This is a genomic window from Pseudovibrio sp. Ad46, assembly GCF_001623065.1.
Lineage (GTDB): Bacteria > Pseudomonadota > Alphaproteobacteria > Rhizobiales > Stappiaceae > Pseudovibrio.
This window is the reverse complement of record NZ_LMCG01000081.1, coordinates 64,164-76,889: the sequence shown is the minus strand read 5'-3', so window position 1 is coordinate 76,889 and position 12,726 is coordinate 64,164. Positions and strand designations below refer to the sequence as shown.

Sequence of the window (12,726 nt, the reverse complement as noted above, 5' to 3'; positions counted from 1 at the left end):
CTCTGGCCTATATCACCCATTGCGTTGCTGCGCGGTTCGTCAGGAGATACATATCCCCGGGGCCTTACGCATTCCTTTGGGAGCTGTTCCTTCCCTCGCTCGTGGGCTTGGGGACACGGCGCCCACCTACATAGTAGGTTCTCCGGGATTGCACACTCTCCAACGGCTGTTGTGGCGCGCTCTTATCTTTTTGTTTTCCTCTCTCATTTCAGTGATGCTCTCTTGCTTTGCGATTTTTCGCAGGCTGCATCATAATGCGCGTCGTTCATGCGTATTGTGTCCCGATAAGTGATCCAATCCTTTCGGAAATGCGCCATTCAATAGAAGTGAGGTGCGTGTTGACGTCTCAAGACACCGAGAATACCGATTGTAAACTTGCCAAGCGGGATGTGCGGAAAGCAGGACTTGCTGCGCGGGCAACTCTATCGCCAGTAGAGCGGATTGAGCGGTCGCTTGATCTTGTCGGATATGTTGGTGAGCTTGGGGTGGAACCGGGATCGGTTGTTGCCGGGTTCTGGCCTATTCGGGATGAAGTTGATCCACGTCCGTTGATGGATGCGCTGGCGTATACCGGCTGTTCTTTATGTCTTCCTGTTGTTGTCGGTGATGATCTTGAGTTTCGCCGTCTGGATAAGGGCGGGCCGCTGGAACCAGCGGGTTTTGGCAGTATGGCACCGGGACCTGAGGCAGAGGTTGTACATCCCAACGTGGTGCTGGTGCCACTCTCTGCCTTTGATGGGGACTGCAACCGGATCGGATATGGCAAAGGTTTTTACGACCGTGCATTGAGTGATCTGGAAAAACTTACCGATCTCACTGCGATTGGGGTTGCATTTGCGGTTCAAGAGGTAGAAGAGGTTCCGATGGAACCGCATGATCGTCAATTGGATGGAATCCTGACAGATCGTGGGCTTCTGAAAGCTGGTGATTAGAGTGATTTGTCAGGCACTGGGCCTTCTGCGATTTGCATGAAATGCTCGAGAGCTGGCGGGTCTGCTTTGGTCCAAATGATGTGCGCGTATTCTTTCATTATAAAGCCTTAGGTCTGGAATACGTGGCAGGGCATGTCTCGCGTTTAAATGCAGTTACGCGTCATGTTCTACGGTTTGTTTTGTGCGTATCCTGATAGAAAGCCAGCTGAGCATTTCGGGGATACGTCTGAAAGGGTGTATAAATGCAGCTGCTGTTTCTTGGGGATCTTGTTGGGCGCGCTGGTCGCAACGCTGCGACTGATGAACTGCCTCAACTTGTTGAAGACAACCAATTGGATTTTGTCGTTGTGAACGGCGAAAACTCCGCAGCAGGCTTTGGTATCACCGAAGAAATTCTTGAAAATGTGCTGGATGCTGGTGCTGACGTTGTTACCACTGGCAACCACATTTGGGATCAGCGCGATACGCTTGTTTACATTGAGCGTCAGAACCGCTTGCTGCGCCCTGCAAACTATCCATCAGGCACGCCGGGTAAGGGCGCTAACCTTTACCGCGCAAGAAATGGTGCTGATGTGCTGGTAGTGAATGTGATGGGCCGCGTTTACATGGATGCGCTGGATTGTCCGTTTGCTGCTATCGACAAAATTCTGGCTGACTGCCCACTGGGCGCAATGGCTGATGCGATCATTATTGATATGCACGCCGAAGCGACCAGTGAAAAGCAGGCGATGGGGCATTTCTGTGATGGACGTGCCTCTCTGGTTGTTGGCACCCATACGCATGTTCCAACTGCTGATCATCAGGTTCTGGTGGGTGGTACGGCTTATATGTCCGATGCGGGTATGTGCGGTGATTACGATTCTGTTTTGGGTATGGATAAGGAAGAACCGGTCAACCGCTTCCTGCGCAAAGTAAATGGCAGCCGTTTTACACCTGCATTGGGTGAAGCAACGGTTTGTGGTGTTGCTGTTGAGACGGATGACCGCACGGGTCTGGCCAAGCATGTCTCTCCAGTACGGATTGGCGGGCGTTTGTCGCAGATTATCCCACCATTTTGGCCAAGCGCAGCAAACAGCTAAGCCTGAATAAACGTCATGCTTACACGTTGATTGGTAGGGAAGAGGAAGGTCGGGAGCTCTCTCGCGGTTTCTTGCTCTGGATTTTGTCGTGTAAGCGTCTTATAAGCTTTCATCAAATTTGCTCGACGTTTTGGCGACATACGTGTCGGGGAGAGCGCTGTCCAAGCTATCAGCGGCTTGGTGAGCGCTCCTTTGAGCTATAAGTTTTATTTGCAAACACAAGCCGGGAAGACCTATGGCCGGACATTCAAAATTCAAAAATATCATGCACCGCAAGGGGCGTCAGGATGCTGTACGTTCCAAACTGTTCTCTCGCTTTTCCAAAGAGATTACCGTTGCTGCGAAGATGGGTGATCCTGACCCGGACAAAAACCCTCGCCTGCGCCTTGCTGTGCAGAACGCGAAGGCTCAGTCCATGCCGAAGGACAACATTGCCCGCGCGATCGCAAAGTCTCAGGCTGGTGAGGGTGCTGATTATACCGAGATTCGCTATGAGGGTTATGGCCCAGGTGGCACCGCGATTATTGTTGAGGTCCTGACTGACAACAAAAACCGCTCTGCTGCAAATGTGCGTTCCTACTTCACCAAATACGGTGGATCCATGGGGGAAACCGGTTCTGTTTCCTTCATGTTCGATCGTGTTGGCGAGCTTGTTTACAAGCCTGAAGCTGGTGATGCGGACACCGTCATGGAAGCTGGCATTGAAGCCGGTGCTGATGACGTTGAGAGCGATGAAGACGGCCACACCATTATCTGTGCCTTCGAGGATCTCTCCGAGGTTTCCAAGGCGCTGGAAGAAGCGCTGTGCGAAGCTGAGTCTGTAAAGATTATCTGGAAGCCGCAGAATCTTGTAGAAGTGAACGAAGAGAAAGCTGGCACCATCATGAAACTGATGGACGCGCTGGAAGATGATGATGACGTGCAGAACGTCTTCTCTAACTTCGACATCTCAGAGGAAATCATGGCAAAGCTCGGCTAAGCCTGTTTTCTGATTAAGTTATAAAGGCGGTGCGTTTTGCGTGCCGCCTTTTTTGTTGCGTGCTTGTTTTGTGAGGGTGCCCCTGATTTCAATGGAGTTGGCTTCGTTGGGGCTCTGTGAAACCTTTTTGCGACTATGATCAGGGTTGAGGCAGGTTCGTGAGTGAGGAAAACGACAAGGTTCGCGTGATTGAGCATGCTATCGGCTCAGCATGGCGACTGCATTTGCTGGCGATTGCTTATGCCGCTCTGCTGGTTCTTGGTGCCGTGCTGGAAACGCCTTCCGGTGTTTGGGAGGAGAGGGCACCATTGGTGGCGCGGGTCTACGGCTTTTGTGTGCTCAGTGCGCCGTATGTGCTGACGGTGGCTGGTCTACTGACAGCGCTATATCTGCGGCAGGCGGTGAACATTGCCCGGACAATGAAAGAGCGCTGTCTGATTGCGACAGCTGCTATTCTAACCATGCCGATCAATGGTTTTCATAAGGGAGAGTGGTGGGTATCCCTGTGTTCAGTCACTGTGACTGTGTTCCCACCTTTGTTCTACATCGGCCTTGCTTTGCTCGGGCAGCCCCTCTCCTTTATCGGATTGGGACTTTGTGTCGGTGCGTATCTGTTCTGCCTTTATCAAAGGCAGATGCTGCTCATCGCTCAAAACAGCAACTTCCTTCAGGACAGAATTTCCGAGCTTGTCAGTATGGCGCAGATCGTTACCGGCTCAGGTAAGAACGAGGACGCCTCCTGATTGATTAGTCGTCGTCAATGATGGATTCCAAATGCTGCAGTGGCAATGCGCCGTTTGCCTTGAGTGTGCGGATTGCAAAGTTGGAGCGCACATCCTCGACACCGTCCAGTGACATCAGGAAGTCAGAGAGGAAGACGTCGTAGGCTTCCAGCGTTGGGACAACGATCTCAGCAAGGATATCAGACTGACCCGAGACCAGATGACAAGATACGACCTCTGGCTGAGAGGTGACGCGCTCGATGATCGACATGATCTGCGCTTTGCTTTGTTTGCCTACGCGCATTTCAACAAAGACCGTCATGCCAAGACCAACAGTCTTGCGGTTCACGGATGCCTGATAGCCGTTGATCACGCCGCTGTCTTCGAGGTTTTTGACGCGGCGCAGGCATGGAGATGGGGATAGGGCAACTTTACCTGCCAACTCTACGTTGGTTAGGCGACCGTCCTCCTGAAGATTTTTCAGGATTTCTAGGTCAATCTTGTCGAGCGATGATTTTGGCATAAATCTGGTTTTTTCGTCTGTTTATAGGGATATTATTGCGGAAACTAAGTTGTTTTTCTTTGTTTCGCAAGCTGTGTTGGTTACCTGAGGCTTCTCTTGGCCGTTATCAACGTGTGTGTATGGTCTTAGATCATCTGAGAATTCCATCCAAAATTGGCATGCTTGTGATGGCGGCTCCCAAGATGAGTGAATAAGCGAGTGCGCGGTACGAGCGACCGCTTGATAGTGAGAAGCCTTTGGCTCCCAAATAGATGCTCAGGCCGTATGCCGGGCAGATCAGGAGTGAAAGGAGCAGCAGCTCCTGTGTGATCAGGCCATTCCACCAGAACGCTGCAAATGAGCCGAAACTGGTGAAGAAGAAGTAGGTGATCAGGTTGGCGCGAATAACGCTGACGGGCAAGGGGCCAGACATCCAATAGGTGATGACCGGAGGACCTGCCAGTTGTGTCATGCCACCGAGCAAGCCGGAAACTGCGCCAACCCCAAAGGAGGTGCGCTTGTTGGGCGCCTTGGTGTAGCGCCAGCCTGAAATCAAAATGAATAGCAGGAGGAGTACCACTCCGGACAGAACCCAGCGCAAAACGTAGGGATCGGCGTTTGTGAGTACCCATGCGCCGATAGATACTGTGATCACTGCCCCTCCTGCTGCTGGAAGGACTGTTCTCCAGTCGCAGATTTTGGTGGCTGAGACCACCATGGGGAGTGAGATTGTTGCATCGACCATGAGAAGAGAGGCTGCGGCCAGCTTTGGTTCCATAATGGCGGAGGCAATGGGCATGTAGATCATCGCGGCACCGAAGCCGGCAAACCCACGGGTCAACCCAGCGAGCGCTATAGTTGCGCACACCATCAAGAAGGCCGGGGATTCGAGTCCTGCGACGTCTGGGAGCATATATGCCTCTGCTGAGAAGGTCGGTTTTAGGCTTCCTAGTTGTGCGGACTATAAGTTACGAAGGTGCCTTCCTCCAATCGGGACAATTGGAGGAATTGTCGAGAATTTCTCAATTACCCTCTGGAGGACATCGCAATTTGCCCTTTAGCCTTGTGAAACTGCGGGAAATTGAGTGAGGCAGGTATGGCTAGAGGTCGTGGAAGAATGGCAGGGAAACGACCGCAGCGAGGAAGATGATGCCTTTTGCGGCCCATTTGAAATACGTAGGTGGTGCGCTTTTGAAGGCTTTCGCACCAAACATAAGACAACCCAGATAGATTGGACCTGCGATGATCAGGACCGGGATGAGTTCTTTTGTGAAAAGGCCGTTGTAAGCGTAAGAGGCATACGCGGAGACGTCGGCTATCGCGATAAACACGATCATGTTGGCGCGGATTATGTTTTGTGGATGGGGGCCGGTGGCCCAAAGTGTGTAGATAGGGATGGATGGCATCTGGCTGAAGCCACCAAGCAGGCCGGAGAGTGCACCGACACCGAGGTTCTGATTACGGCTGGGTTCCTCTGAATAGGTCCAGTTGGACATGAGGACGGCCAGCAGCGCGAGCACTACGATGGATATGCCCCAGTGCAGAATAAAGGGTGGTGCGTTGGCGAGGATCCATGCGCCGACAGAGACGGCAAGGATCGCTCCAATGGCGGCAGGCACGACGCTTTTCCATCGGCACAGCTTGGTTGCCGGGAAAATGAGTGGCAGCGCGACTATGGTGTCGAGGATGAGTAGGGCAGCTGCTGCGAGTTTGGGGCCGATGACCAGCGCAGCGAGGGGGATCCAGACCATACCTGAACCAAACCCGGCAAATCCACGCATCAAACCTGCCAAAAGGATGGCTCCAGCCACCAGACACAACTGCAAGGCGGAGTGTGCAGACAATGCTTCAATCATACCGGGTCCTTACCTGCAGGATTTGCAGGAACGCGTGGATTACTCCTGAATTTTAACGGATTAAGCGATTGGTTGAGGTTACCGGCTAGCGTCTTCGGAGATTTTTCGTTACCGGTTTGTTCTATGGATCATTCAATTCGAATCATGGGTGTTGACCCTGGCCTCAGGAACACTGGTTGGGGCATTATTGATGCCAAAGGTAATCGCGTCAGCTTCATTGGTAGCGGCACGATACAATCCAACAGCAAGTACTCTCTCGCAGAACGGCTCAAGCAGTTATACACTGGCTTGCAAGAAGTGATTGAACGCTATGATCCTTCTGAGGCTGCGGTTGAGAATACGTTTGTGAACAAGGATGCCGGAGCTACGCTTAAGCTGGGGCAGGCGAGGGGGATCGCTCTGCTTGTGCCATCTCTGCACAATCTCGTGGTTTCAGAATATGCTCCGAACCTGGTGAAAAAGACCGTGGTGGGAACCGGGCATGCGGAAAAAGAGCAAATCCGTATGATGGTGAAGGTGTTGATGCCGAAGGCGACGTTTAATTCGGACGACGCGGCAGATGCACTGGCGATTGCGATCTGCCATAGTCATCACCGGGGTAGTGTAACGGGCCGTCTGGCCGCAGCGGAGGCGCGTTTGAAATGATCGGGAAACTCAAGGGTGTCGTCGACAGTTACGGCGATGATTTTGTACTGCTGGATGTGCAGGGCGTTTGTTATCAGGTGCATTGCCCCTCTCGCGTGTTGCAACAACTGCCGCGTGTCGGCGAAGCTGCTGTGCTGGCCATTGAGACCATGGTCCGTGAGGATATGATCAAGCTCTTCGGTTTTTCCGAGGACAACGAACGTGAATGGTTCCGCATTCTCATGACCGTCCAGGGTGTTGGGGCAAAGGTTGCGCTGGGCATTTTAGGCATCATGCGCGCGACAGAAGTGGCGAACGCGATTGCGCTGGGCGATAAGACTGCGATCACACGGGCGCCGGGTGTTGGCAAGCGCGTTGCTGAGCGTATTGTGACAGAGCTGAAAGACAAGGCGCCTGCCTTTGCCTCTGTTGAAGATGACACCATTGCTGTTTCCCAAAGCGTTGCGGAAAATGTGGCGTCCCGGCCTGTGGCAGATGCTGTCTCGGCTCTTTCCAATCTCGGTTATCAGCCTGCTCAGGCCTCAGCTGCTGTGGCAGCTGCTGTAAAAACAGCAGGTGAAGATGCGAGCGCTGAAAAACTTATTCGCCTCGGCCTTAAGGAACTTGCGTAATGAATGAGGGTGAGGATCGCCTTGTTACTCCTGAAATTCGGGGCGACGAGATTGACAGCGGAACGCGTCCGCAAACGCTGGATGACTTTACCGGACAGGCGCAGGCTCGTGAAAACCTGAAGGTTTTCATTGGAGCGGCGAAAGCACGGAGTGAAGCGCTGGATCATGTGTTGTTTGTTGGGCCTCCGGGCCTTGGTAAGACAACGCTGGCGCAGATTATGGCGCGTGAACTTGGGGTGAACTTCCGGGCAACTTCCGGCCCCGTGATCGCAAAAGCGGGTGATCTGGCTGCGCTGCTGACCAATCTGGAAGACCGGGATGTTTTGTTCATTGATGAGATCCACCGTCTCAACCCTGCGGTTGAAGAGGTGTTGTATCCGGCAATGGAGGATTACCAGCTCGACCTCATTATTGGTGAAGGGCCAGCTGCGCGATCTGTGAAGATTGACCTTGCCAAGTTTACTTTGGTGGCCGCAACGACCCGTATTGGCTTGCTGACGACGCCGTTGCGTGACCGGTTTGGCATTCCTGTTCGGCTTGAGTTTTATACTCCGGAAGAGCTGGAGCTGATTGTGAAGCGCGGTGCGCGACTCTTGGGAATCGGCATGAGTGATGCGGGTGCACGAGAGATTGCCAAGCGCTCCCGCGGGACACCGCGTATTGCAGGACGTTTGCTACGCCGTGTGCGGGACTTTGCGATTGTTGCTGGGGATGCTGAGATTGATAGTGGGCTTGCTGATCGGGCTTTGCGGCAGCTGGAAGTTGACAGCGCTGGCTTTGACAGCCTCGATCGACGTTATCTGAAGCAGATTGCGCTGAACTTTGGTGGTGGCCCTGTTGGGATTGAGACGATTGCAGCTGCTCTTTCTGAGCCGCGGGATGCGATTGAAGAGATTGTTGAGCCGTATCTTATCCAGAATGGCTATCTACAACGGACACCGCGTGGCCGAATTTTGACGCCAATCGCTTTCAAACACCTTGGTTTGGTGGTGCCTGATAACCCGAATGCACCTCAGATGGCTCTTTTTCAACACGCTGAAGACTGACCTGCAGATATGAACACTAAAAAAACTGAGGCAAATTGGCCCGATCTGACGGGGCGAATTGACGGCAACGAACATATTTTGCCTGTGCGTGTGTATTACGAGGACACCGACTTTTCCGGCGTCGTCTATCACGCGGCTTATCTGAAGTTCATGGAGCGTGGCCGCACTGAGCTGCTGCGTCTGCGCGGTGTGCATCATCATGAACTGGATTCAGGCATGCATGGGGAGCGTCTGGCGTTTGCTGTTCGCCATATGGACATTGACTTTCTCAAGCCTGCACGAATCGATGATGTGCTTGAAGTTCATACGGATATCAGTGAAGTGAAGGGTGTCCGGATGTTTATAAGCCAGAGAGTTATGCGTGGTGACGAAGTTTTGATCAAAGCGCGTGTGACTGCTGTGGCCATTTCTGCGGACGGGAAACCACGCAGATTGCCCAAGGATCTAGTCGCCCAAATGAACGGCGAATAAGCGCGATAATCATCGCGAAAAATCACCAATATTCATTCAAAGTAAACGGGACTGGAAACCTTTTAATCCTTCAGTAACCTTAAACAGGTCTTTTCATTTATGCCTTCAATGCTGGCTGTAGTCGAAGTTTCGCCAAATTCGACAGGCAGGAAGGCTGCTAAATGTTTAATAGACTGGTTGTGTCCATGGCAGGGGTTCTACCGTGGACAGGTCTTTGGGTTATCAGGGCAAGAGGTCCTTATTACATGAACTCTAAGGTGATGAAACTCGTTGTGGCCATGAGCGCAGCGGCGGCTTTGTTGACGCCATTGGCTGCAACGGCTCAGGACGTGCAATCTGTTGAGCTGGGTGCAGCTCCGGGTTCGGGCTTGTCCTACATTTCGTTGTTTCTGGAAGCAGACATCGTCGTCAAGATTGTAATGATCGGTCTGATCGCTGCTTCTGTCTGGAGCTGGGCGATTATCTTTGACAAGATTGTTCTTTACGGTCGCTCTCGTCGCCAGATGAACCGTTTTGAGAATGTGTTCTGGTCCGGCCAATCTCTCGAAGAGCTTTATAAGTCTTTATCCTCCCGCGCGAATAACGGAATGTCCGCATTGTTTGTGGCTGCGATGCGTGAGTGGAAGCGCTCTCATGAAGGGGATAAGCCTGCGATTGCCAGTTTGCAGCAGCGTATCGACCGCGTGATGGATTTGACCATCTCCCGTGAAGTTGAGCGCCTTGAAAAGCGTCTGTTGTTCCTTGCAACGATTGGCAGTGCGGCTCCATTTGTTGGTCTGTTTGGTACGGTTTGGGGCATCATGAATGCGTTTACGTCCATTGCAGCTTCCAAGAACACCAACCTTGCCGTTGTGGCTCCAGGTATCGCCGAGGCGCTGTTTGCGACCGGTTTGGGCCTGATTGCAGCTATTCCGGCGGTTATTGCTTACAACAAACTGCAGAGCGATTCCGGCAAGCTTGCCGCGCGTATGGAAGGCTTTGCAGACGAGTTTTCCGCCATTTTGTCCCGCCGCATTGATGAGCGAGGATAACCCATGGGTATGAGCACTGGAGCAGCTGGTGGTGGTGGTCGTGCAGGTGGCAGACGTGGTCGCCGCAGGCATTCTCACGCACCGATGAGCGAGATCAACGTAACGCCGATGGTGGACGTGATGCTGGTACTGCTGATCATCTTTATGGTGGCAGCTCCCTTGCTGACTGTCGGCGTGCCGATTGACCTGCCTGAAACTCGCGCAAAAGCGATGGAAGGTGATACTGAGCCGATAGCAATTTCGGTGAAGTCTGATGGGGGCGTGTTCATTCAGGATACCGAAATCCCTATTGATGAGTTGATCGCGAAACTCGGTGCGATTGCCGAGAATGGTTACAACGAGCGTATCTACGTGCGTGGTGATCAGGATGCCGATTATGGAATCATCATGAAAGTTATGGGTCGCATCAATGCTGCTGGATACAAGCGCATCGGGCTCGTCACTCTAGAGGAGCAGGGTTAACCGGGAATGCGTGCAGGCCTTATCGCATCGCTAGTTGTTCACGTGGTCGTGCTTGTTGCCGGAGCGGTTTCGCTTAACTTCGGTAAAGAGCTGACCACTGCCCCGGTGGATTCACTGCCCGTGGATCTTGTGCCTGTGAGCGAGCTGACAAAGCTGCAGCTAGGCACAAAAGAAGCGAAGGAAATCAAAGAGGCTGCGTTGCAGCCGACCAAGAAGCCTGCAGAAAAGCCAGAGCCGGAGAAAAAGACCGGTGAAGCTAAGAAAGAGGTGAAGAAGGTTCAGGAAGCGAAAAAGGAAGTGCAGCAGGCTGAAACACCGCCGCCGCCACCAGAACCAGCTGAGCCAGAACCAGCCCCAAAGGAAGTGCCAAAAGAAAAGGCTCCTGCGGAGACTGCAGAACTTGGTCCTGAAGTCGAGAAAACAGAAAAGCCGAAGCAGGTCGTTAAAGTCCGTCCACGTTCTAAGCCAAAACCTCCAGCGCGCCCTAAAGCGCCGAAGAAGGAAGAGCCGAAGAAGAAGGAAGACTTTAACTCGAAGATGGCGGCTTTGCTGAACAAAACGAATGCGAAGTCGAGCGGGACTGCAAAGTCCGCAAAACCGGCTTCTCTTGGATCCGAATTGGGTCAGACCAACGTGAAGATGAGCCAGTCTGAACTGGATGCGCTTCGCGGACAGGTTGCCCGGTGCTGGAACCCACCTGTGGGTGCCGCTGGTGCTGAAGATCTTAACGTTCGCCTAGAGTTTAACTTGAGCCGTACCGGTGAAGTTGAAGGGCAGATAAAGGTTCTGAATTCCAGCAGTAACCCGACATTCAGAGCTGCTGCAAGCAGTGCAGAACGCGCGGTCTATCGCTGCGGTCCGTATTCTCTGCCAGCAGCTAAATATGATGCATGGAAAACCGTCATCTTGAATTTTGATCCACGCGATATGCTTGGATACTAGGTATTGAGATTGAAAGGAGCTTAGGTCTATGTCCTTTGTGATGGGGCTTAACCCAATGCGTACAACAGGAATTAAGCAGCTGTGGCGTCGTGCATGCCGCTTTGTGGCTGCTGCTGTTGCTGTTGCTGCGATCTCTCAACCTGCATATGCCCTGATTGAACTCGATATTACTCAGGGCAACGTTGAACCTATGCCGATTGCAATTTCTCCCTTTGCAGGTTCCGGCTTGCAGGAAGATGTGGCAGGGCAGATTTCTCAAGTTGTTGCAGCGGATTTGCAGCGCTCGGGCTTGTTCCGTCCGATTGATCCGACAGCGCATATTCAGCAGGGAATGAATGTAGGCACCATGCCGCGCTTTGGTGACTGGCGGACCATTGGCTCTCAGGCTTTGGTGACTGGTTCCATCGCGCAGCAGGCAAACGGACAGATCCGGGCTGAATTTCGTTTGTGGGATGTGTTTGCCGGTCAGCAGTTGATTGGTCAGCAGTTCTTCACCACACCGGAAAACTGGCGCCGTCTGGCACACATCATTTCTGATGCGGTTTACCAGCGTTTGACTGGTGAGAAAGGCTACTTCGATACCCGTGTGGTCTTTATTGATGAAAGCGGTCCGAAGGATGCGCGCCGTAAGCGTCTTGCGATCATGGATCAGGATGGGGCGAATGTGCGCTACTTGACCCGTGGTGATGATCTTGTGCTGACACCTCGGTTCTCTCCTGTCTCACAGGAAGTGACCTACATGTCTTATGTGGGCGGTAATCCGCAGGTTTACCTGTTCAACATTGAAACTGGACAGCGTGAGGTTCTTGGTAACTTCCCGGGTATGACGTTTGCTCCGCGCTTTTCACCTGATGGTCAAAAGGTCATCATGAGTTTGCAGCAAGGCAGCAACGCCAACCTTTATCTCATGGATTTGCGTACTCGCCGGACAACGCGTCTGACCAACACAGCTGCAATTGACACCAGTCCTTCTTTCTCACCAGATGGAAGTCAGGTGGTGTTTGAAAGTGACCGTGGAGGTTCTCAGCAGCTTTATGTGATGAATTCTAATGGAAGTGGAGCAACGCGCATTTCCTTTGGTCCGGGGCAGTATTCTACGCCTGTGTGGTCGCCGCGCGGTGATTTGATTGCCTTTACCAAGGTGCATCAGGGGCGCTTCATGATTGGCGTTATTCGTCCGGATGGCAAAGGGGAACGTATTCTCACCGAGGGCTATCATAATGAGGGGCCTGCCTGGTCTCCGAATGGACGTGTGTTGACTTTCTTCCGTGATACCGTGGGTGAGCAGGGCGGTCCTCAGGTCTGGACGGTTGACCTGACCGGCTATAATGAACAGTTGGTTCAAACGCCAAACTTTGCTTCAGATCCAGCGTGGTCTCCGTTGCTCGACTAATCAAAAAGCTGAGCCCCTAATTTCTTGCGGGAATTTGGGGGCATTAGCACTTCAT

General features: G+C 52.7%; 15 protein-coding genes and 1 other RNA gene. 13 read left to right on the top strand and 3 right to left on the bottom strand.

Translation table 11 applies throughout. The features are described from left to right. Positions 1–21 precede the first annotated feature (21 nt). The 5 genes from ssrS (at position 22) to PsAD46_RS25620 (ending at position 3,733) form a co-directional block, all read left to right on the top strand. Positions 22–181, top strand: a non-coding RNA gene (ssrS, locus tag PsAD46_RS25640) — 6S RNA. 157 nt (positions 182–338) lie between these two features. Beyond that, positions 339–932, top strand: coding sequence for a 5-formyltetrahydrofolate cyclo-ligase (locus tag PsAD46_RS25635; protein WP_063308175.1), 594 nt, complete (start codon positions 339–341; stop codon positions 930–932). A gap of 242 nt (positions 933–1,174) precedes the next feature. Further along, entirely contained in the window at positions 1,175–2,011 is an 837-nt protein-coding gene (locus PsAD46_RS25630; protein ID WP_063298471.1) for a TIGR00282 family metallophosphoesterase, read from the top strand. A gap of 235 nt (positions 2,012–2,246) precedes the next feature. Then, positions 2,247–2,990: a YebC/PmpR family DNA-binding transcriptional regulator gene (locus PsAD46_RS25625; protein ID WP_063308174.1), complete on the top strand. Its 744-nt coding sequence runs from the start codon at positions 2,247–2,249 to the stop codon at positions 2,988–2,990. A 158-nt stretch (positions 2,991–3,148) separates the two neighbouring features. Then, a complete protein-coding gene (locus tag PsAD46_RS25620; protein ID WP_063308173.1) occupies positions 3,149–3,733 on the top strand; it encodes a hypothetical protein in 585 nt (194 codons plus the stop codon). A 4-nt stretch (positions 3,734–3,737) separates the two neighbouring features. Here the strand turns inward: PsAD46_RS25620 and PsAD46_RS25615 are convergent, their stop codons facing one another. The 3 genes from PsAD46_RS25615 to PsAD46_RS25605 all read right to left on the bottom strand — a co-directional run bounded on the left by PsAD46_RS25615 (position 3,738) and on the right by PsAD46_RS25605 (position 6,070). Further along, entirely contained in the window at positions 3,738–4,235 is a 498-nt protein-coding gene (locus PsAD46_RS25615) for an Lrp/AsnC family transcriptional regulator (RefSeq protein ID WP_057461985.1), read from the bottom strand. A 130-nt stretch (positions 4,236–4,365) separates the two neighbouring features. Then, positions 4,366–5,127 carry a sulfite exporter TauE/SafE family protein gene (locus PsAD46_RS25610; RefSeq protein ID WP_208982038.1) on the bottom strand — a complete coding sequence of 254 codons (762 nt, stop codon included), beginning with the start codon at positions 5,125–5,127 and terminating at the stop codon, positions 4,366–4,368. A gap of 187 nt (positions 5,128–5,314) precedes the next feature. Further along, entirely contained in the window at positions 5,315–6,070 is a 756-nt protein-coding gene (locus PsAD46_RS25605; RefSeq protein WP_063308172.1) for a sulfite exporter TauE/SafE family protein, read from the bottom strand. A 123-nt stretch (positions 6,071–6,193) separates the two neighbouring features. On the opposite strand from PsAD46_RS25605, the gene ruvC reads away from it, so the two are divergent. The 8 genes from ruvC (at position 6,194) to tolB (ending at position 12,671) form a co-directional block, all read left to right on the top strand. Then, positions 6,194–6,715: a crossover junction endodeoxyribonuclease RuvC gene (gene ruvC, locus PsAD46_RS25600; RefSeq protein WP_082827053.1), complete on the top strand. Its 522-nt coding sequence runs from the start codon at positions 6,194–6,196 to the stop codon at positions 6,713–6,715. Then, entirely contained in the window at positions 6,712–7,326 is a 615-nt protein-coding gene (ruvA, locus tag PsAD46_RS25595) for a Holliday junction branch migration protein RuvA (RefSeq protein ID WP_057461983.1), read from the top strand. The genes ruvC and ruvA overlap by 4 nt, the downstream gene beginning before the upstream one ends. After that, entirely contained in the window at positions 7,326–8,372 is a 1,047-nt protein-coding gene (ruvB, locus tag PsAD46_RS25590) for a Holliday junction branch migration DNA helicase RuvB (RefSeq protein WP_063291530.1), read from the top strand. Before ruvA ends, ruvB begins: the two co-directional genes overlap by 1 nt. 9 nt (positions 8,373–8,381) lie before the next feature. Beyond that, entirely contained in the window at positions 8,382–8,843 is a 462-nt protein-coding gene (gene ybgC / locus PsAD46_RS25585) for a tol-pal system-associated acyl-CoA thioesterase (RefSeq protein ID WP_057461982.1), read from the top strand. 245 nt (positions 8,844–9,088) lie between these two features. Then, on the top strand, positions 9,089–9,874 hold the full coding sequence (tolQ, locus tag PsAD46_RS25580; RefSeq protein ID WP_063291532.1) for a protein TolQ: 786 nt from the start codon (positions 9,089–9,091) through the stop codon (positions 9,872–9,874). A 3-nt stretch (positions 9,875–9,877) separates the two neighbouring features. Beyond that, complete coding sequence (gene tolR / locus PsAD46_RS25575) at positions 9,878–10,336, top strand: protein TolR (RefSeq protein ID WP_057461980.1); 459 nt, start codon at positions 9,878–9,880, stop codon at positions 10,334–10,336. A gap of 6 nt (positions 10,337–10,342) precedes the next feature. After that, a complete protein-coding gene (locus PsAD46_RS25570) occupies positions 10,343–11,278 on the top strand; it encodes a hypothetical protein (RefSeq protein WP_063302748.1) in 936 nt (311 codons plus the stop codon). A gap of 28 nt (positions 11,279–11,306) precedes the next feature. Beyond that, positions 11,307–12,671 carry a Tol-Pal system beta propeller repeat protein TolB gene (tolB, locus tag PsAD46_RS25565; RefSeq protein WP_063308171.1) on the top strand — a complete coding sequence of 455 codons (1,365 nt, stop codon included), beginning with the start codon at positions 11,307–11,309 and terminating at the stop codon, positions 12,669–12,671. The last annotated feature ends 55 nt before the right edge of the window (positions 12,672–12,726 follow it).